The sequence below is a fragment of the Bradyrhizobium sp. 604_D8_N2_3 genome, assembly GCF_051810765.1.
In the GTDB taxonomy this organism is placed as follows: Bacteria; Pseudomonadota; Alphaproteobacteria; order Rhizobiales; family Xanthobacteraceae; genus Bradyrhizobium; species Bradyrhizobium barranii.
Window position 1 is genome coordinate 436406 of sequence record NZ_JBPWPM010000001.1, and the last position, 19184, is coordinate 455589.

Annotated in this window: 16 protein-coding genes; 13 read left to right on the plus strand and 3 right to left on the minus strand. The window is 64.8% G+C overall.

Going from position 1 to position 19184, the window contains the following annotated elements; genetic code table 11:
- The first annotated feature begins 24 nt into the window (after positions 1–24).
- The 12 genes from AB7245_RS02065 (at position 25) to AB7245_RS02120 (ending at position 14187) form a co-directional block, all read left to right on the plus strand.
- Entirely contained in the window at positions 25–660 is a 636-nt protein-coding gene (locus AB7245_RS02065; RefSeq protein ID WP_063985993.1) for an arylesterase, read from the plus strand.
- A 174-nt stretch (positions 661–834) separates the two neighbouring features.
- The gene (gene thpR / locus AB7245_RS02070) at positions 835–1371 is read left to right on the plus strand and encodes an RNA 2',3'-cyclic phosphodiesterase (protein WP_063985994.1); all 537 of its coding nucleotides are present in this window, start codon (positions 835–837) and stop codon (positions 1369–1371) included.
- A 240-nt stretch (positions 1372–1611) separates the two neighbouring features.
- Positions 1612–2796, plus strand: coding sequence for a cell division protein ZapE (zapE, locus tag AB7245_RS02075; RefSeq protein WP_063980411.1), 1185 nt, complete (start codon positions 1612–1614; stop codon positions 2794–2796).
- Between the two features lie 264 nt (positions 2797–3060).
- Positions 3061–4029, plus strand: a complete 969-nt coding sequence (gene mdh, locus AB7245_RS02080) for a malate dehydrogenase (protein WP_063980412.1) — start codon at positions 3061–3063, stop codon at positions 4027–4029.
- A gap of 205 nt (positions 4030–4234) precedes the next feature.
- Positions 4235–5431, plus strand: a complete 1197-nt coding sequence (gene sucC / locus AB7245_RS02085) for an ADP-forming succinate--CoA ligase subunit beta (protein ID WP_063980413.1) — start codon at positions 4235–4237, stop codon at positions 5429–5431.
- Positions 5432–5435: 4 nt separating this feature from the next.
- On the plus strand, positions 5436–5915 hold the full coding sequence (locus AB7245_RS02090; RefSeq protein WP_063980414.1) for a DUF1579 family protein: 480 nt from the start codon (positions 5436–5438) through the stop codon (positions 5913–5915).
- A 33-nt stretch (positions 5916–5948) separates the two neighbouring features.
- Positions 5949–6833, plus strand: coding sequence for a succinate--CoA ligase subunit alpha (gene sucD, locus AB7245_RS02095; protein ID WP_025575976.1), 885 nt, complete (start codon positions 5949–5951; stop codon positions 6831–6833).
- A 137-nt stretch (positions 6834–6970) separates the two neighbouring features.
- Positions 6971–9940 carry a 2-oxoglutarate dehydrogenase E1 component gene (locus AB7245_RS02100; protein ID WP_063980415.1) on the plus strand — a complete coding sequence of 990 codons (2970 nt, stop codon included), beginning with the start codon at positions 6971–6973 and terminating at the stop codon, positions 9938–9940.
- Between the two features lie 176 nt (positions 9941–10116).
- Positions 10117–11364, plus strand: a complete 1248-nt coding sequence (odhB, locus tag AB7245_RS02105; RefSeq protein ID WP_028150479.1) for a 2-oxoglutarate dehydrogenase complex dihydrolipoyllysine-residue succinyltransferase — start codon at positions 10117–10119, stop codon at positions 11362–11364.
- A 56-nt stretch (positions 11365–11420) separates the two neighbouring features.
- A complete protein-coding gene (locus tag AB7245_RS02110; RefSeq protein WP_094183824.1) occupies positions 11421–12182 on the plus strand; it encodes an SDR family oxidoreductase in 762 nt (253 codons plus the stop codon).
- A gap of 38 nt (positions 12183–12220) precedes the next feature.
- Entirely contained in the window at positions 12221–13621 is a 1401-nt protein-coding gene (gene lpdA / locus AB7245_RS02115; RefSeq protein WP_063980416.1) for a dihydrolipoyl dehydrogenase, read from the plus strand.
- A 35-nt stretch (positions 13622–13656) separates the two neighbouring features.
- Entirely contained in the window at positions 13657–14187 is a 531-nt protein-coding gene (locus AB7245_RS02120; RefSeq protein WP_063980417.1) for a hypothetical protein, read from the plus strand.
- A 177-nt stretch (positions 14188–14364) separates the two neighbouring features.
- Here the strand turns inward: AB7245_RS02120 and AB7245_RS02125 are convergent, their stop codons facing one another.
- Both AB7245_RS02125 and AB7245_RS02130 read right to left on the minus strand, forming a co-directional pair.
- Complete coding sequence (locus AB7245_RS02125) at positions 14365–14952, minus strand: DUF4337 domain-containing protein (RefSeq protein ID WP_063980418.1); 588 nt, start codon at positions 14950–14952, stop codon at positions 14365–14367.
- Between the two features lie 88 nt (positions 14953–15040).
- Positions 15041–16006 (minus strand): tyrosine recombinase XerC, encoded by a 966-nt coding sequence (locus tag AB7245_RS02130; protein ID WP_439033833.1) that lies wholly within the window; start codon positions 16004–16006, stop codon positions 15041–15043.
- Positions 16007–16128: 122 nt separating this feature from the next.
- On the opposite strand from AB7245_RS02130, the gene AB7245_RS02135 reads away from it, so the two are divergent.
- Complete coding sequence (locus AB7245_RS02135; RefSeq protein ID WP_063980420.1) at positions 16129–18339, plus strand: primosomal protein N'; 2211 nt, start codon at positions 16129–16131, stop codon at positions 18337–18339.
- A 227-nt stretch (positions 18340–18566) separates the two neighbouring features.
- Here the strand turns inward: AB7245_RS02135 and AB7245_RS02140 are convergent, their stop codons facing one another.
- The gene (locus tag AB7245_RS02140; RefSeq protein ID WP_028150468.1) at positions 18567–19076 is read right to left on the minus strand and encodes a septal ring lytic transglycosylase RlpA family protein; all 510 of its coding nucleotides are present in this window, start codon (positions 19074–19076) and stop codon (positions 18567–18569) included.
- Positions 19077–19184 lie beyond the last annotated feature (108 nt).

The window sequence follows — 19184 nt, forward strand, 5'->3', positions numbered from 1 at the left end:
GTCGAGAGGCGTTACGGATTCTTCATGCACATAGCCGTGTTGATGATCGCTTTGATGACGGTGGCGGATCCGGCATGGGCCGAAGCGGCAAAGCCGGTCAAGCTGGTCGTTCTCGGCGATTCCCTGAGCGCTGGCCTCGGCCTCCCGGCCCAGGACGCATTCCCCACAAAACTTCAAAAAGCCTTGCAGGCCAAAGGCATAGCGGTCGAGATGACCAATGCGGGCGTGTCCGGAGATACCTCGTCCGGCGGCCGTGACCGGCTCGACTGGTCGGTCCCGGACGGAACCGACGGCGTGATCATCGAGCTCGGCGCCAACGACGCGCTGCGCGGCATCGACCCCGATTTGACGCGTACTGCGCTGACCGACATCGTCCAGCGATTGAAGGCACGCAAGATCGCGGTGATGCTGTGCGGCATGCTGGCGCCGCCGAATTACGGCGCGGAATACGCCGCGCGCTTCAATTCGATTTATCCGGATCTTGCGAAAAAATTCGACGTGCCGCTCTATCCGTTCTTCCTCGACGGTGTCGCGGCCGACGCCAAGCTCAACCAGGCCGACGGCATTCATCCGACCGCGGCCGGCGTCGACATTATCGTTAACAACATCATGCCCACCGTGGAGGCATTTTTGCGCAACATAAGCGAGCAGCGCCGCTGAAAAGCGGGCAGCGCTAACCGTAATTCCCAGGGTTTTACCGGGGTGAGGCGCGCGATGCTTCGCAGAGTCACACAACTGCGATAGGAATCAGGGTACCGGTGATTCGTCGCCGGCTCTACAATTTGGATATGATCCTTCCCAGGGATCATGCCCAAGCATCGGGAGTGCGAAACGATGCCGCGTTTGTTCACAGGTCTGGAAATTCCGGCCGAGATCGGCCAGACGCTTTCCAATTTGCGGGGCGGCCTTCCCGGCGCCCGCTGGATCGATCCCGAAAATTATCACGTTACCCTGCGCTTCATCGGCGATATCGACGGCATGTCCGCCAACGAGATCGCATCGATGCTGTTTCGCGTTGATCGCAAGCCCTTCGAGGTGAAGGTGCAGGGGCTCATGAGCTTCGGCGGCCGCAAGCCGCGCGCGGTGGTCGCGACCATCGCGCCGAGCAAGCCGCTGATGGAATTGCAGGCCGAGCTCGAACGCATGATGCAGCGGATCGGCCTCGACCCTGAGGGGCGCAAGTTCACCCCGCATGTCACGCTGGCCCGGCTGCACGACGCGTCCGACCGCGACGTCGCCGACTATCTCTCGCTGCGCGGTTACTTCCCGAGCAAGGCGTTCATGGCCGAACGGTTTGTCTTGTTCTCGTCCCGCGCATCGACCGGCGGCGGCCCCTATGTGGTCGAGGACGCCTACGAGCTGTGTGAGTAGCACCGCTCTCGTGCCCCGGACGCGGCGCAGCGCCATCAGCGCGTTTACGCGCGTCTTCGACACGCTACGGCGGTGCGCTGCTGGGCCGGGGCCCATCGCTCCACGATGGATGTACGAAATAGTGGGTCCCCGCTCTGCGCACCGTCACTGCTTCCCGTAGCGCGTCCGGGACGCGGAACGCATACCCCGCCCACCAATTCACGGCTTGCAATTTCCGCGCATCTCTGGCGGTAAAGAGCCATGCTCTCCACCCCCAGTTCCTCATTCCGCGAGGCATACCAGGCCCAGATCGCGTCCGGCGCGATCGAGCCCGATGCTGCGCAGGCCGACATCGCCGAAGCCTATGCGGCGCTCGACCAACGGCTCGCGAACTACAAGCCGCAGCGCAAGCAGGGCCTGCTCAGCCGTTTGTTCAGCGGCGACAAGGACGAGGCGCCGCGCGGGCTCTACGTCCATGGCGAAGTCGGCCGCGGCAAGACCATGCTGATGGACCTGTTCTTCCAGCACAGTACCGTCGAGCACAAGCGCCGCGCGCATTTCCACGAGTTCATGGCGGAAGCGCATGAGCGCATCTACGATTATCGCCAGGGCATCTCGCGCGGCGAGATCGCCGATGGCGACGTCATCACGCTGACCGCGAACGCGATCTTTGAGGAAAGCTGGCTGCTTTGCTTCGACGAATTCCACGTCACCGACATCGCGGACGCGATGATCCTCGGCCGCCTGTTCGCAAAGCTGTTCGAGCTCGGCACCGTGGTGGTCGCGACCTCCAACGTCGCACCCGACGATCTCTACAAGGGCGGCCTGAACCGTTCGCTGTTCCTGCCCTTCATCAAGCAGATCACCGACCACATGGACGTGTTGCGGCTCGATGCGCGCACGGATTTCCGCCTGGAAAAGCTTCAGGGCGTGCCGATGTGGCTGACGCCGGCCGACGGCGACGCGGACGCAGCCCTCGACCGCGCCTGGTCGAAGATGACCGGCGGCGCCAAATGCAAGTCGCGCGATATTTCGTTCAAGGGCCGCATCCTGCACGTGCCGTGCTCGGCCCATGGCGTGGCGCGGTTCGGATTTGCGGATCTCTGCGAAAAACCGCTCGGCGCGTCCGACTACCTCCGCCTCGCGCACGACTATCACACCATCCTGGTCGACCATATTCCAGTGATGGATTTTTCCCAGCGCAACGCCGCCAAGCGTTTCATCACGCTGATCGATACGCTCTATGACAATGCCGTGAAGCTGATGGCCTCGGCCGATGCCAATCCGATCTCGCTCTACCTCGCCCACGAGGGCAACGAGGCCATGGAGTTCAAGCGGACGGCCTCGCGCCTGATCGAGATGAGCTCGGAATCCTATCTGGCGCTGCCTCACGGCCGCAAGGATTCCACCGCCAGCGGCTCCACCAAGGGTCTGGTGGAGACTTAAGTCCTATTTGCCAGCGCTGTCATTCCGGGGCGTCGCAAAGCGACGAGCCCGGAATCCATACTCCCGCTGGTGGTTATGGATTCTCAGATGCGCAATTGCGCATCGTAGCTCGCGACTTTCGTCGCGCCCCGGAATGACAGGGATGCGCTTCAATGTTCGCCAAGCCCGACAATTGGGCATCCACCGACTTGAACGGGGGGAGCGAAAGGGATAACCACCCGTCTCAGTTTTCCCCTCCTTAACGTGTCTAAAGGACAGGTTCACATGGCGCGCGACAAGATTGCTTTGATTGGCTCCGGTCAGATCGGCGGAACGCTGGCTCATCTCATCGGCCTGAAAGAACTGGGCGACGTGGTGATGTTCGACATCGCCGAGGGCGTGCCGCAGGGCAAGGCGCTCGACATCGCCCAGTCCTCGCCGGTCGACGGTTTTGACGCGCACTACACCGGCGCCAATTCGTACGAAGCCCTCGACAACGCCAAAGTCTGCATCGTCACCGCCGGCGTGCCGCGCAAGCCCGGCATGAGCCGCGACGATCTCCTCTCCATCAACCTGAAGGTCATGGAGCAGGTCGGCGCCGGCATCAAGAAATACGCCCCCGACGCCTTCGTCATCTGCATCACCAACCCGCTCGACGCGATGGTGTGGGCGCTGCAGAAGGCTTCGGGCCTGCCGCACAAGAAGGTCGTCGGCATGGCCGGCGTGCTGGATTCCTCGCGCTTCCGCTACTTCCTGGCCGACGAGTTCAACGTCTCGGTCGAGGACGTCACCGCCTTCGTGCTCGGCGGACACGGCGACACCATGGTGCCGCTGGTGAAGTACTCCACCGTCGCCGGCATTCCGCTGCCCGACCTCGTCAAGATGGGCTGGACCTCGCAGGCGCGCCTCGACGAGATCGTCGACCGCACCCGCAACGGCGGCGCCGAGATCGTCAATCTGCTCAAGACCGGCTCGGCCTTCTACGCGCCTGCTGCTTCCGCGATCGCGATGGCCGAGAGCTATCTGCGGGACAAGAAGCGCGTGCTGGCCAGCGCCGCCTACCTCAACGGCGAATACGGCGTGAAGGACATGTATGTCGGTGTGCCCGTCGTGATCGGCGCCAAGGGTGTCGAGCGCGTCGTCGAGATCGAGCTCACCGGCAAGGACCGCGAGGCGTTCGACAAGTCGGTCGGCGCCGTACAGGGCCTGGTCGATGCCTGCAAGAAGATCGCACCCGATCTTCTCGGCCGCTAAGCGAGAGCAATCCCCGCCGAAGATCGAAAAACCGGTCTTCGGCGGTTTCATTTCCGGGCCCCGCGTCGGGCGGCGCCCGGTTCGGCAGTCCAGAGATCTCGATGTCAAAGAATCCGGGTTGCAGTTCCTGTGGTATATGGTATGCCAGCCACAAGACTGAGGTGGGCCCTAGAGGTCACCGCCCGCGGGTTCAGGGAGCGACCATATGAATATCCATGAATATCAGGCTAAGGCGCTGCTGAACGAGTTCGGCGTCGCGATCTCAAAGGGCGTCCCCGTCCTGAAGCCCGCGGACGCGGAAGCTGCCGCCAAGGCCCTCCCGGGCCCGGTCTGGGTGGTGAAGAGCCAGATCCACGCTGGTGGCCGCGGCAAGGGCAAGTTCAAGGAAGCCTCGGCCGGCGACAAGGGCGGCGTCCGCATCGCCAAGTCGGCCGCTGAGGTCACCGAATTCGCCAAGCAGATGCTGGGCGCGACCCTCGTGACGATCCAGACCGGCCCCGCCGGCAAGCAGGTCAACCGCCTCTATATCGAGGACGGCTCCGACATCGACAAGGAATTCTATCTCTCGCTCCTGGTCGACCGCGAGACCTCCCGCGTCTCCTTCGTGGTGTCGACCGAAGGCGGCGTCAACATCGAGGACGTCGCGCACAACACGCCCGAGAAGATCGTCACCTTCTCGATCGATCCCGCGACCGGCATCATGGGCCATCACGGCCGCACCGTTGCGAACGCGCTGAAGCTGTCCGGCGATCTCGCCAAGCAGGCCGAAAAGCTCACCGCGCAGCTCTACACCGCCTTCGTCGCCAAGGACATGTCGATGCTGGAGATCAACCCGCTGGTCGTGACCAAGCAGGGCCAGCTCCGCGTGCTCGACGCCAAGGTGTCGTTCGACGACAACGCGCTGTTCCGTCATCCCGAGGTGCTCGCGCTACGCGACGAGACCGAGGAAGACGCCAAGGAAATCGAGGCGTCGAAATACGATCTCAACTACGTCACCCTCGACGGTAACATCGGCTGCATGGTCAACGGCGCCGGCCTCGCCATGGCGACGATGGACATCATCAAGCTCTACGGCATGGCGCCGGCGAACTTCCTCGACGTCGGCGGCAGCGCCAGCAAGGAGAAGGTTGCGGCCGCCTTCAAGATCATCACCGCCGATCCCAACGTGAAGGGCATCCTGGTCAACATCTTCGGTGGGATCATGAAGTGCGACGTGATCGCCGAGGGCGTCACGGCCGCCGTGCGCGAGGTCGGCCTCAGCGTGCCGCTGGTGGTTCGCCTCGAAGGCACCAATGTCGAGCTCGGCAAGAAGATCATCCGTGAATCCGGCCTGAACGTGGTGCCGGCCGACAATCTCGACGACGCCGCGCAGAAGATCGTGAAGGCCGTCAAGGGAGGCTGAGGCCATGACCCAGGACCATCTCGCCGCATCATCTCCGCTTGCAGAGCACACGCGCCTCGCCGCGTTCGCCGGCGAATGGAATGGCGAAGAGGTGGTCTTCCCGTCACGCTGGACGGAGGGTGGGCCGGCAACTTCGCATGTCGTCGCGCGCATGGACCTGAACGGATTCTACCTGATCCAAGATGCTGTCCAGATCCGCGACGGCAAGCAGGTCTTCGCCACCCACGGCCTCTTCACCTACGATCGTGAGGACCGGACCTACAAATTGTTCTGGTACGACTCGCTCGGCTATACGCCGCCCTCGCCCGCCTCCGGCGGCTGGGTCGGCAAGACCCTGACGCTGGTGCGCGGCTCGCTCCGCGGCAATGCGCGCCACGTCTACGAAATCATCGACGACAATTCCTACTCGTTGAAGATCCAGTTCTCGCCGGACGCGGAAGGCTGGGCCGACGTGCTCACCGGCATCTACCGCCGCATCCACTGACCTCTCACTCGTTAGTTCGCGAAAGCAGACCTCATGTCCATCCTGATCGACAAGAACACCAAGGTCATCTGCCAGGGCTTCACCGGCAAGAACGGCACCTTCCACTCGGAGGCCGCGCTCGCCTACGGCACCAAGATGGTCGGCGGCACCTCGCCGGGCAAAGGCGGCGCCACGCATCTGGGCCTGCCGGTGTTCGACACGGTGCGCGAGGCGCGTGAGAAGACCGGTGCCGATGCGTCGGTGATCTACGTGCCGCCGCCGGGCGCGGCCGATGCGATCTGCGAAGCCATCGACGCGGAGATCCCGCTGATCGTCTGCATCACCGAAGGCATTCCTGTTATCGACATGGTGCGCGTGAAGCGCTCGCTGGCCGGTTCCAAGTCGCGCCTGATCGGGCCGAACTGCCCGGGCGTCATGACCGCCGGCGAGTGCAAGATCGGCATTATGCCCGCCAACATCTTCAAGACCGGCAGCGTCGGCATCGTCTCCCGCTCCGGCACGCTGACCTATGAAGCCGTGTTCCAGACCTCGCAGGAAGGCCTCGGCCAGACCACCGCGGTCGGCATCGGCGGCGACCCGGTCAAGGGCACCGAGTTCATCGACGTGCTGGAAATGCTGCTCGCCGACCCCAAGACCGAATCGATCATCATGATCGGCGAGATCGGCGGTTCCGCCGAGGAAGACGCCGCCCAGTTCCTCAAGGACGAGGCCAAGCGCGGCCGCAAGAAGCCGATGGTCGGTTTCATTGCCGGTGTCACCGCGCCTCCCGGCCGCCGCATGGGCCATGCCGGCGCGATCATCTCCGGCGGCAAGGGCGACGCCGGTTCCAAGACCGATGCGATGAAATCGGCTGGGATTACAGTGTCTCCGTCTCCCGCCCGCCTCGGCCACACGCTTGCCGAAAAGTTGAAAGGCTAATTCACTTCTTCGTACTTTTCCGGGCGAAGTTTCGTAGCAAATAGGATAAATGGTGCCTGTCGCGCTGGGCCTCTGCCGGGGAGCTCAGCGCCAGCGCCGTTTGTTATGCGCGAACCGAAATCGCCAGGAACTTAAGCATGTCTCGCCAGGACGCGAACGCAGCCTTTGCCCTCTCTTCCTTTTTGCAGGGCACCAACGCCACCTACATCGACGAAATCTACGCCCGCTACGAGAAGGACCCGTCCTCGGTCGACGCCGAGTGGCAGGAGTTCTTCAAGAGCCTCAACGACCAGCCCGGCGATATCAGCAAGAATGCCGAAGGCCCGTCCTGGGAGCGCGCCAACTGGCCGCTGACCCCGCAGGACGACCTCACCTCCGCCCTCGACGGCAACTGGGCCCAGGTCGAGAAGGCGGTCGGTGCCAAGATCGCCGCCAAGGCGCAGGCCCAGGCGGGCAACAAGGGCGCTGATTTCTCGTCCGCCGACCTGCTCCAGGCCACGCGCGACTCGGTCCGCGCGCTGATGCTGATCCGCTCCTACCGCATGCGCGGCCACTTCCACGCCAAGCTCGATCCGCTCGGCATCGAAGCCCCGCGCAACCGCGAAGAGCTCGATCCGCGCACCTACGGCTTCAGCGAAGCCGATTTCGACCGCAAGATCTTCCTCGATCACGTGCTCGGTCTCGAATACGCCACGCTGCGCGAGATCACCGCGATCTGCGAGCGCACCTACTGCCAGACGCTCGGCGTCGAGTTCATGCACATCAGCAACGCCGCGCAGAAGGCGTGGATCCAGGAGCGCATCGAGGGGCCGGACAAGGAAATCTCGTTCACCCGCGAAGGCCGGCGCGCCATCCTGACGAAGCTGGTCGAAGCCGAAGGCTTCGAGAAGTTCTGCGACACCAAGTTCACCGGCACCAAGCGCTTCGGCCTCGACGGCGGTGAATCGCTGATTCCCGCGCTCGAGCAGATCATCAAGCGCGGCGGCAATCTCGGCGTGAAGGAAGTCGTGCTCGGCATGCCGCATCGCGGCCGCCTCAACGTGCTGACCCAGGTGATGGGCAAGGCGCACCGCGCCCTGTTCCATGAATTCAAGGGCGGCTCGGCCAACCCTGATGCTGTCGAAGGCTCCGGCGACGTCAAATATCACCTCGGCGCCTCCTCGGACCGCGAGTTCGACGGCAACCGCATCCATCTGTCGCTGACCGCCAACCCCTCGCATCTCGAGATCGTCGATCCCGTGGTGCTCGGCAAGGTCCGCGCCAAGCAGGACCAGCACGGCGATCCGCCGGACCAGCGCATCTCGGTGATGCCGCTCCTGATGCATGGCGACGCGGCGTTCGCCGGCCAGGGCGTGGTCGCGGAATGCTTCGGCCTGTCTGACCTGAAGGGCTACCGCACCGGCGGCTCCGTGCACTTCATCGTCAACAACCAGATCGGCTTCACCACCTATCCGCGCTACTCGCGCTCGTCGCCCTATCCGTCGGATGTGGCGAAGATGATCGACGCGCCGATCTTCCACGTGAACGGCGACGATCCGGAAGCAGTGGTTTTCGCGGCCAAGGTCGCGACCGAATTCCGGCAGAAATTCCACAAGCCCGTCGTCATCGACATGTTCTGCTACCGCAGGCATGGCCATAACGAAGGCGACGAGCCGGCTTTCACCCAACCGGTGATGTACAAGAGGATCGCGGCCCATCCGTCGACGCTCGAGCTCTACGCCCGCCGCCTGATCAGCGAAGGCGTGATGACCGAGGGCGAGGTCGACAAGGCCAAGGCCGATTGGCGCGCGCGGCTCGACGCCGAGTTCGAGGCCGGCACCTCCTACAAGCCGAACAAGGCCGACTGGCTCGATGGCAAGTGGTCCGGCTTCAAGATCGCCGACCAGGAAGAGGATGCGCGCCGCGGCGTCACCGGCGTCGACACCGCCGAGCTGAAGGAAATCGGCCGCAAGATCACCAAGGTGCCGGATGGCTTCCGCGTCCACCGCACCATCCAGCGCTTCCTCGACAATCGCGCCAAGGCAATCGACACCGGCGCCGGCATCGATTGGGCGACCGGTGAAGCACTGGCGTTCTGCACGCTGCTCAACGAGAACCACCATGTCCGCCTGTCGGGCCAGGATTCCGAGCGTGGCACCTTCTCGCAGCGCCATTCGGTCCTGATCGACCAGGAAGACGAGAGCCGCTACACGCCGTTCAACCATCTCGGCCACGAGCAGGGCCATTACGAGGTCATCAACTCGCTGCTGTCGGAAGAAGCCGTGCTCGGCTTCGAATACGGCTACTCGCTCGCCGAGCCGAACACGCTGACCCTGTGGGAAGCCCAGTTCGGCGACTTCGCCAACGGTGCGCAGGTCGTGTTCGACCAGTTCATCTCCTCGGGCGAACGCAAATGGCTGCGCATGTCCGGCCTCGTCTGCCTCTTGCCGCACGGCTATGAGGGCCAGGGACCGGAGCACTCCTCGGCGCGTCTGGAGCGTTATCTGCAGATGTGCGCCGAAGACAACATGCAGGTGGTCTACCCGACCACGCCGGCGAACTACTTCCACGTGCTGCGTCGCCAGCTTCATCGCGAGATCCGCAAGCCGCTGATCCTGATGACGCCGAAGTCGCTGCTGCGCCACAAGCGGGCGGTGTCGCGCCTCGAGGAGCTCGCGAAGGGAACGACCTTCCACCGCATCCTCTATGATGACGCCCAGATGCTGCCGAACGAGGCGATCAAGCTCGTCCCCGACGAGAAGGTCCGCCGCATCGTGCTCTGCTCCGGCAAGGTCTATTACGACCTCTACGAGGAGCGCGAGAAGCGCGGCATCGACGACATCTACCTGATGCGCGTCGAGCAGCTTTATCCGGTGCCGCTGAAGGCGCTGGTGGCCGAGCTGTCGCGCTTCAAGAAGGCTGAAGTGGTGTGGTGCCAGGAAGAGCCCCGCAACATGGGCGCCTGGCACTTCATCGAGCCCTATCTGGAATGGGTGCTGAACCAGGTGCACGGTGTGAGCCGGCGTCCGCGTTATGTCGGCCGCGCCGCTTCCGCCGCGACCGCCACTGGTCTGATGTCCAAGCATCAGGCGCAGTTGAAGGCGTTCCTGGACGAAGCACTGAGCTGATCTTTCTGAACTGCGTCATGCCCCGCCTCGTGCGCAATCGCGCACTGGAGCGGGGCACCAGTACGCCGCGGCGTCCGTGCAGAATACGAACGTCCGGCTTGCTGGATGGCTTGCCTTTCGCGGGCCGATGACGACCGAATTTTTGACCGCACCGGCGATCCCTTAAGGAAAAGACCATGACTGAAATTCGTGTGCCGACGCTCGGCGAATCCGTCACCGAGGCCACCATCGGCCGCTGGTTCAAGAAGGCCGGCGATCCCGTCGCCGTCGACGAGCCCTTGGTGGAGCTCGAGACCGACAAGGTCACCATCGAAGTCCCGGCGCCCTCCGCCGGCACGCTGAGCGAGATCGTCGCTGCCGATGGCGCAACCGTTGCGGTCGGTGCGCTGCTCGGCCAGATCACCGACGGTGCCGGCGCTGCGAAGCCCGCCGCTGCTCCCGCGAAGCCCGCCGCCGCTGCTGCTCCGGCCGCCGTGGCTGCTGCTCCTGCGCCGGCTCCGGCCGCGAAAGCGCCGCCGGCCGACGCCCCGCTCGCCCCGTCCGTGCGAAAGCTCTCGGCCGAGACCGGCATCGACGCTTCGACCGTTCCGGGCTCCGGCAAGGACGGCCGCGTCACCAAGGGCGACATGCTCGCCGCGATCGAGCGTGCGGCCTCCGCGCCGACCCCGGTCAACCAGCCCGCCGCCGCCGTCCAGGTCCGCGCGCCGTCGCCCGCCGATGACGCCGCCCGCGAAGAGCGCGTCAAGATGACCCGTCTGCGCCAGACCATCGCGCGCCGCCTCAAGGACGTGCAGAACACCGCGGCCATGCTGACGACCTTCAACGAGGTCGACATGACCAACGTGATGGCGCTACGCGCCCACTACAAGGATGCGTTCGAGAAGAAGCACGGCTCGAAGCTCGGCTTCATGGGCTTCTTCACCAAGGCCGTCGTGCAGGCGCTGAAGGACATCCCGGCGGTCAACGCCGAGATCGACGGCACCGATCTGATCTACAAGAACTACTACCACATCGGCGTCGCCGTCGGCACCGACAAGGGTCTGGTCGTGCCGGTCGTGCGCGACTGCGACAACAAGTCGATCGCCGACATCGAGAAGGGCATCGCCGATTTCGGTCGCCGCGCCCGTGACGGCCAGCTCAAGATCGACGAGATGCAGGGCGGCACCTTCACCATCACCAATGGCGGCATCTACGGCTCGTTGATGTCGACCCCGATCCTGAACGCGCCGCAGTCCGGCATCCTCGGCATGCACAAGATCCAGGAGCGGCCGATGGTCGTCGCCGGCAAGATCGAGGTCCGCCCGATGATGTACCTGGCACTGTCCTACGATCACCGCGTCATCGACGGTAAGGAAGCCGTCACCTTCCTGGTCCGCGTCAAGGAGAGCCTGGAAGATCCGGCGCGCCTGGTGCTCGATCTCTGATCCCTGAAGCTCTGCGAGCGCCGTCGCCTTAATCGTGCGACGGCGCGGGTCGAACCATGGAGGCGCGCGTGACGGATAAAGTCGTTGTCATCACCGGCGGCAGCCGCGGCATCGGGCGGGCGACCGCGATTGCGGCGGCCGCGCGCGGCTTCCGTGTCGTCGTCGGCTACGCCAGCAACAAAACGGCTGCTGACGAGGTGGTCGCCCAGATCGCGGCCAGCAACGGCAAGGCCATCGCGGTGAAATGCGATGTCGCCGAGGAAAGCGACATCATCGAGCTGTTCAAGGCTGCCGACAAGTTCGGCACGCTCGGTGCACTCGTCAACAATGGCGGCATCGTCGGCCAGAGCGGCGTGCGCGTCGACGAGATGTCGGCGGAGCGCATCCGGCGCGTGATGGCCGTCAACGTCACCGGCTCCATCCTCTGCGCGCGCGAAGCGGTGAAGCGGATGTCGACCAAGCACGGCGGCCAGGGCGGCGTCATCGTCAATCTGTCATCGGTCGCTGCCAGACTTGGTGCGCCGAATACCTATGTCGACTATGCCGCGTCCAAGGGCGCGATCGATTCCTTCACCGTCGGTCTCGGCTATGAGGTCGCAGGCGAAGGCATTCGTGTCGCGGGCATCCGCCCCGGCCTGATCGACACCGAAATCCACGCCGCCGGCGGCGAGCCCGATCGCGCCCATCGTCTGGCCCATATGGTGCCGATGAAGCGCGTCGGTACCGCCGACGAAATCGCCAACGCCATCGTCTGGCTGATGTCGGACGAAGCCTCCTACGTCACCTCGGCCATTCTCGATGTGTCCGGCGGACGCTGACACATCCTCATCACGCTAAACTTACGGGACTTTCTCTCATGGCTACCTACGATCTCGTCGTCATCGGCACCGGACCTGGCGGTTATGTCTGCGCGGTGCGCGCGGCCCAGCTCGGCATGAAAGTCGCCGTGGTCGAAAAGGACGCCACGCTCGGCGGCACCTGCCTGAACGTCGGCTGCATGCCGTCGAAGGCGCTGCTGCACGCGTCCGAAATGTTCGAGGAAGCCGCGCACTCCTTCGCCAAGATGGGCGTTTCCGTTTCCGCGCCGAAGCTCGAGCTTCCGGCGATGATGAACTTCAAGCAGCAGGGCATCGACGGCAACGTCAAGGGTGTCGAGTTCCTGATGAAGAAGAACAAGATCGACGTGCTCAAGGGCACCGGCAAGATCCTGGGCACCGGCAAGGTGGAAGTGTCCGCCGACGGCAAGTCGCAAGTGGTCGAGACCAAGAACATCGTCATCGCGACCGGCTCCGACATCGCGCGCCTCAAGGGCATCGAGATCGACGAGAAGCGCATCGTGTCGTCCACCGGCGCGCTGTCGCTGGACAAGGTCCCCGGCAAGCTCTTGATCGTCGGCGCCGGCGTGATCGGCCTCGAACTCGGCTCGGTGTGGAAGCGGCTCGGCGCTGAAGTCGTCGTCGTCGAATTCCTCGATCGCATCCTGCCCGGCATGGATGGCGAGATCGCCAAGCAATTCCAGCGCATCCTGGAGAAGCAGGGCTTTGCATTCAAGCTCGGCGCCAAGGTCACCGCCGTCGACACCTCCGGCAAGTCGCTGAAGGCGACCATCGAGCCTGCGGCCGGCGGCGCTGCCGAGACGCTGGAAGCCGACGTCGTTCTCGTCTGCATCGGTCGCGTGCCGTACACGGATGGGCTCGGCCTGAAGGAAGCCGGCGTGGCGCTGGACAATCGCGGCCGCGTGCAGATCGATCCGCATTTCGCGACCAGCGTGAAGGGCGTCTATGCCATCGGCGACGTCGTCGCGGGCCCGATGCTCGCGCACAAGGCCGAGGATGAAGGCGTAGCCGTTGCGGAGATCATCGCAGGGCAGGCCGGCCACGTGAACTACGACGTTATCCCAGGCGTCGTGTATACCACGCCAGAAGTGTCCTCCGTCGGCAAGACCGAGGAGGAGCTGAAGCAGGCGGGTCAAGCGTATACCGTTGGGAAGTTTCCCTTTACCGCCAACGGCCGCTCCAAGGTCAACCAGACCACCGACGGCTTCGTGAAGATTCTCGCAGATGCGAAGACCGATCGCGTGCTCGGCGTGCACATTATCGGCCGTGAAGCCGGCGAAATGATCCATGAGGCCTGCGTTCTCATGGAGTTTGGCGGCAGCGCGGAAGATCTTGCGCGCACCTGCCACGCGCATCCGACCCGTTCAGAGGCCATCAAGGAAGCCGCGCTTGCGGTGGGCAAGCGGGCCATCCATATGTAGGCGACGCGCCTAGCGTCGAATCGGGCGGGAAACACATGCTGCGCCGCCTACTTCAACCGGTCTGGGTCCTGCTGGCGATCATCTTCCTGATCGAAGCCTGGCTGTGGGACCATCTCGAGCCGATCGTCGCGCGGGTTGTCGCAGCCATCCCGCTCGCACGCTTCAAGCAATGGCTGACGGAGCGCGTCGATGCGCTGCCGCCGGCCATGACACTGATCGTGTTCGCGGTGCCGATCATCCCGCTGTTTCCGCTCAAGCTGATGGGCCTGTATCTGCTCACGCATGAATACTGGCTGAGCGGCGTATCCACGTTTCTGTTCGCAAAGCTGCTCGGCGTCGGCGTCACCGCCTTCGTGTTCGACGTGACGCGCGACAAGCTGATGGAGATGCACTGGTTCGAGCGGCTCTACGATCTCGTGATGAAGCTGCGCGCCAAGGCCGCCGAGCTGGTCGACCCGATCAAGCAGCGCATCCGCGAGCTGATCGCCGGCAACGGCGAAGGCTGGTCCGCCCGTACGCTCCGCCTGATCCAGCGCTTTCGCAAGAGCGTGCACCAGGCGCGCTAGCTGCTCGCGACATACACACTGTCATCGTCACATACTCGGTGTCATAGCCCGCGAAGGCGGGCAATCCAGTATTCCAGCGACGGTAAGGCTAGAACCGAGAAGCTGCGGCGTACTGGATGCCCCGCTTTCGCGGGGCATGACACCCAAGATGTGACGGCTGCGCGCGCCTCAACGCCGCTAATGCAAATGCACCAGATGCGGCCACCACAGGCCGAGCGCGGTCATGAGGAGGCCGGCCAGGGTCAGGACGCCGGCGACATAAGCGAGCGCGATCATGCCGGTGATGATGGTGGCCGAGGCCAGAACGATGCCGATCTGGAAGGCGGCGGAGGCCAGCTCGAAGTGATGATATTTCGCGGTCGCCTCGTCGCGCTCGTGCTCGGCATGCTTGGCCTTCTCGGCGAGCTGCTCGGTGCCTTCGCCGGTCTCGGGCTCTGAGCGATAGCGCTGCGCGGTCTTGGTCCAGTCGTCGACCTGCTTCTGCACCGCCGGCTTCTGAGCCTCGTCGGCGGCGGCGAGCGTGAGCTTGCCCTGCTCGGATGCGGTCAGCACCACGGTGCGGCGGATGGTCTTGGCCTGGAAGAACGCCCAGAGATTGGCGGACTCGACGTTCTTGCTGATCGATTCAGTCTGGGCGCCCTTGCCGAGCGTCTCGGAGATCGCCAGGAACAGCGCCAGCACGGCGATCAGAAGAGCGATCTTCTTGTTCGATCCGGACGCGTGCTCGGCGTGTTCGGCATGCTCCATGCTTTCGTGTGCGCTCATGATTCCCTCCAGTCGCGGTTCCCCACGATTGACCGAACCGCGGGCGCCGCGCAAGAGGCACGCGCGCTATGACAGCTTCATGTCAGGTTCATCGCCGCGGATGGGCGCTCGCATAGACTTCGAGCAGCCGCTCCGAATCGATGCCGGTGTAGATCTGCGTGGTCGAGAGCGAGGAGTGACCCAACAGCTCCTGGATCGCGCGCAGGTCGCCGCCACGCGACAGCAGATGCGTCGCGAAGGAATGCCGGAGCGCGTGAGGCGTCGCGCTGTCGGGCAGGCCGAGCGCGCCGCGCAGCCGCTCCATCGCGAGCTGGATGATGCGCGGGCTCAAGGGCCCGCCGCGCGCGCCGAGGAAGATCGGGCCTTCCGCCGGCAGCGGATAGGGGCACATCGCAACGTATTCCTGCACGAGCGCGAGCACGTTCTGCAGCACCGGCACCATGCGGGTCTTGTTGCCTTTGCCTGTCACGATCAGCACGTCGCCTTCGCCGGGACGCGGCACCTCGCGGCGCTTCAACCCCAGCGCTTCGGAGATGCGCAGGCCCGAGCCATACAAGAGCGCCATCACCGCGGCGTCGCGGGCCAGAACCCACGTCTCGCGTTCCTCGCCGGCGCGCTCGTCGGCATCGGCGAGACGTTTTGCGGATGCCATCGGCAGCGGCTTCGGCAAAGTCTTGGCCACCTTGGGCGCGCGGATAGCCGAGAGTGCGCCGACCTTGCCCTTGCCTTCGCGTTCGAGGAAACGGCCGAACGAGCGCAAGCCCGCCAGCGCGCGCATCAGCGAGCGGCCGGCAATGTCGTCGGCGCGGCGCATCGCCATGAAGGCGCGGATGTCGGTGGCTTCCAGCGCGGCAAAGCGCGCCAGCGTCACGCGCTCGCCCCAATGGGTGCAAAGGAAATCCAGGCATTGCCGCAGGTCGCGGCCATAGGCCTCCAGCGTCTTCGGCGACAGCCGCCGCTCGGCGCCAAGATGCGACAGCCAGCGCGTCATCTCCTGCGCGATCGAGGGATCGGCGCTGGCGAGCTCGATTGGGGGGGCGGCCGCTTTGCTCATGCGCTCTGGACGTAATGATTCCACTCAGTATATCGCATCACACCCGTTTACTGTTCGCTAAGGCCGCCCCTGGGCGCTAGCCTCAAGGCCCAAGGTTCCGATTCTCCCTCCAAAGATCTTTGATGGATCATTCGTCGCGCAGCACGACCACCCCCGCCAACGCGACCCGCATGGTCGACGTGCTGGTGCCGGTCGCGCTCGACCAGACCTATTCCTACAAGGTGCCGCGGGGGATGGAGCTGAAGGCGGGCGATCTCGTCGGCGTGCCGCTCGGCCCGCGCGAGGTGCTGGCCGTGGTCTGGGCGGAGAACGCCAATCCCGACCCGCGCCTGCACAACCGGCTCAAGGAGGTCAGCGAAAAGCTCGATCTTCCTCCGCTGAAGCCTGAGCTGCGCTCGGTCGTCGACTGGGTCGCCAATTACACGCTGAGCCCGCGCGGCATGGTGCTGCGGATGTGCCTGCGCATGGGCGAGAATCTCGGCCCGGAGCGGGTGCGCGCCGGTGTGCGCCTGGTCGGCGATCCGCCGCGACGGCTGACGCCGGCGCGGCAGCGCGTGATCGAGCTGCTGTCGGATCGCCTGCTGCACGGCAAGTCCGAGGCCGCCAAGGAAGCAGGGGTCTCGGCCGGCGTGATCGACGGCCTCGTCGACGAAGGCACGCTCACGGTCGAGCCGATGCCGCCGCCTCCGCCGCCGCCGGCACCCGATCCGGATTTTGGCCAGCCGGATTTTTCACCGCTCCAGCGCGCCGGGGTGGATGCAATGCGCGCGCTCGCCGCCAACGGCACCTTTCACGTTGCGCTGCTCGACGGCGTCACCGGCTCCGGCAAAACCGAGGTCTATTTCGAGGCGATTGCAGAGACCATCCGCCGCGGCAAGCAGACTCTGATCCTGATGCCGGAGATCGCGCTGACCGGCCAGTTCCTCGACCGCTTCGCGCAGCGCTTTGGCGTGCGTCCGATCGAATGGCACTCCGAGCTGACGCCGCGCACCCGCGCACGCAACTGGGCCGCGATCTCCGATGGCAGTGCGCCGGTCGTGGTCGGCGCGCGCTCGGCGCTGTTTCTGCCGTACGCCAATCTCGGCCTCATCGTGGTCGATGAAGAGCACGACCAGGCCTACAAGCAGGACGAGGGCGTGCATTATCACGCCCGCGACATGGCGGTGGTCCGCGCGCATATCGCCAAGATCCCGATCGTGCTGGCCTCCGCCACGCCGTCGGTCGAATCCGAGGTCAATGCGCGCAAGAGCCGCTATCAGCGCATCGCGCTGCCCTCGCGCTTCGGCGGCCAGCACATGCCGCATATCGAGGCGATCGACATGCGCCGCGAGCCGCCCGCGCGCGGCCGCTATATCTCGCCGCGGCTGGCTTCCGAGATCAGAAAAGCGGTCGAAAAGCGCGAGCAGGCGCTGCTGTTCCTCAATCGCCGCGGCTATGCGCCGCTGACCTTGTGCCGTGCCTGCGGCCATCGCTTCGCCTGCACCATCTGCGATGCCTGGCTGGTCGATCACCGCTTTCGCCAGCGGCTGGTCTGCCACCATTGCGGCTTCTCGATGCCGCGCCCGCAGACCTGCCCGCATTGCGCGGCGGAGGAATCGCTGGTCGCGGTCGGACCGGGCGTCGAACGCTTGCAGGAAGAGGCGGCCGCGCTGTTCCCCGACGCGCGCACCATGGTGCTGTCGAGCGATCTCATCACCTCGATCGAGACAATGCGCTCCGAGCTTACCGAGATCGCGGAGGGCCGCGTCGACATCATCATCGGCACGCAGCTCGTCGCCAAGGGCCACAACTTTCCACGGCTCAATCTCGTCGGCGTGGTCGACGCGGATCTGGGCCTGTCCAACGGCGATCCGCGCGCGTCGGAACGCACCTGGCAGCTGCTCAACCAGGTGATCGGCCGTGCCGGGCGCGAGCAGGGCCGCGGCGTCGGCTATCTCCAGACCCACCAGCCCGATCATCCCGTGATGAAGGCGCTGATCGCCTGCGACCGCGAGGCCTTCTACGACAGCGAGATCGATCTGCGCGAGCGCACGCTCTATCCGCCGTTCGGCCGGCTCGCGAGCCTGATCATTTCGGCCGGCGACCGCCCGAGCGCCGAAGGTTTGGGTCGCCGCCTCGTTGCGCTCGCACCGCGCGACGAGCGCGTCGTGGTGCTGGGACCGGCGGAGGCCCCGCTCGCCGTGATCAAGGGTCGCTACCGTTTCCGCATCCTGGTGAAATCGGCGCGTGGTTTCGATCTGTCGGACTATTTGCGCAACTGGCTGGCGGTGTGTCCGAAGCCGAAGGGCAACCAAAAGCTCGAGGTCGACGTCGACCCGCAGAGCTTTTTGTAAGGCTGCGATCCATCCCCGTCATTGCGAGCGCAGCGAAGCAATCCAGAATCCCTCCGCGGAGGCAGTCTGGATTGCTTCGTCGCTGCGCTCCTCGCAATGACGAAAGAATCAAAAAGCCCGCCGTCCCCCAAGACGGCGGGCTTGTTTCGCCCGAACTGGTCTCGCCGCTCACACGTCCGCGGACGATGGCGAGATTTGCGCTTTGTCGGTGAGGCGCTGGTGGCGCCTTAGGAGACGACTTCCGCGGTGACGCGGCCGACGCCGGCGCCGGTGAGGCCGATGGCGCGGGCAGCGCCCGTGGAGAGGTCGAGGACGCGGCCGCGAATGAACGGGCCACGGTCATTGATGGTGACGATGACGCTCGAACCGCCATGGGTGACGCGCAGCTTGGTGCCGAACGGCAGCGAACGGTGCGCTGCGGTCATGGCGTTCTGGTTGAAGCGCTGGCCCGATGCAGTCCGGCTGCCGGATTCGTTGCCATAATAGGAGGCCATGCCGGAGAAGCTGCGGCCCGTGCCCGACGACGGCGTCATCGACGCGTTGGCGTTGCGCCAATCGGAGGTCGTGTTGGCATCGCTCTGGGCGTGGTGGCGGTGATGATGGTGAGAGTACCGGTGGTGATGCCGGGATTTGGCAGAAGCTTCGGTGGCGGTTCCACCGACGAGGAGAGTGGCGGCAACGAAAGCGATCGCCGTGCGCGGCCGGGGCACGGAGCCCAGCGTCTTCAAAGACAGCATTTAGTGGTCCCTAATCTAGTATTGCCACATATGTGGCAAGTGGAGCCCCCGTAAGTCTGTGAGCGGGATCGCGTTTCGATTCCTAATGAGGCGTGAATTGGGCAGTAA

What these genes read in the sequence shown, in the direction of transcription:
- AB7245_RS02120 (WP_063980417.1), top strand. Translation starts at nt 13,657, where the DNA reads ATGCTGCGCCGCCTACTTCAACCGGTCTGGGTCCTGCTGGCGATCATC.
- mdh (WP_063980412.1), top strand. Translation starts at nt 3,061, where the DNA reads ATGGCGCGCGACAAGATTGCTTTGATTGGCTCCGGTCAGATCGGCGGA.
- odhB (WP_028150479.1), top strand. Translation starts at nt 10,117, where the DNA reads ATGACTGAAATTCGTGTGCCGACGCTCGGCGAATCCGTCACCGAGGCC.
- zapE (WP_063980411.1), top strand. Translation starts at nt 1,612, where the DNA reads ATGCTCTCCACCCCCAGTTCCTCATTCCGCGAGGCATACCAGGCCCAG.
- AB7245_RS02125 (WP_063980418.1), bottom strand. Translation starts at nt 14,952, where the DNA reads ATGAGCGCACACGAAAGCATGGAGCATGCCGAACACGCCGAGCACGCG.
- AB7245_RS02065 (WP_063985993.1), top strand. Translation starts at nt 25, where the DNA reads ATGCACATAGCCGTGTTGATGATCGCTTTGATGACGGTGGCGGATCCG.
- AB7245_RS02130 (WP_439033833.1), bottom strand. Translation starts at nt 16,006, where the DNA reads ATGAGCAAAGCGGCCGCCCCCCCAATCGAGCTCGCCAGCGCCGATCCC.
- lpdA (WP_063980416.1), top strand. Translation starts at nt 12,221, where the DNA reads ATGGCTACCTACGATCTCGTCGTCATCGGCACCGGACCTGGCGGTTAT.
- AB7245_RS02135 (WP_063980420.1), top strand. Translation starts at nt 16,129, where the DNA reads ATGGATCATTCGTCGCGCAGCACGACCACCCCCGCCAACGCGACCCGC.
- sucD (WP_025575976.1), top strand. Translation starts at nt 5,949, where the DNA reads ATGTCCATCCTGATCGACAAGAACACCAAGGTCATCTGCCAGGGCTTC.
- AB7245_RS02100 (WP_063980415.1), top strand. Translation starts at nt 6,971, where the DNA reads ATGTCTCGCCAGGACGCGAACGCAGCCTTTGCCCTCTCTTCCTTTTTG.
- AB7245_RS02090 (WP_063980414.1), top strand. Translation starts at nt 5,436, where the DNA reads ATGACCCAGGACCATCTCGCCGCATCATCTCCGCTTGCAGAGCACACG.
- AB7245_RS02140 (WP_028150468.1), bottom strand. Translation starts at nt 19,076, where the DNA reads ATGCTGTCTTTGAAGACGCTGGGCTCCGTGCCCCGGCCGCGCACGGCG.
- thpR (WP_063985994.1), top strand. Translation starts at nt 835, where the DNA reads ATGCCGCGTTTGTTCACAGGTCTGGAAATTCCGGCCGAGATCGGCCAG.
- sucC (WP_063980413.1), top strand. Translation starts at nt 4,235, where the DNA reads ATGAATATCCATGAATATCAGGCTAAGGCGCTGCTGAACGAGTTCGGC.
- AB7245_RS02110 (WP_094183824.1), top strand. Translation starts at nt 11,421, where the DNA reads ATGGAGGCGCGCGTGACGGATAAAGTCGTTGTCATCACCGGCGGCAGC.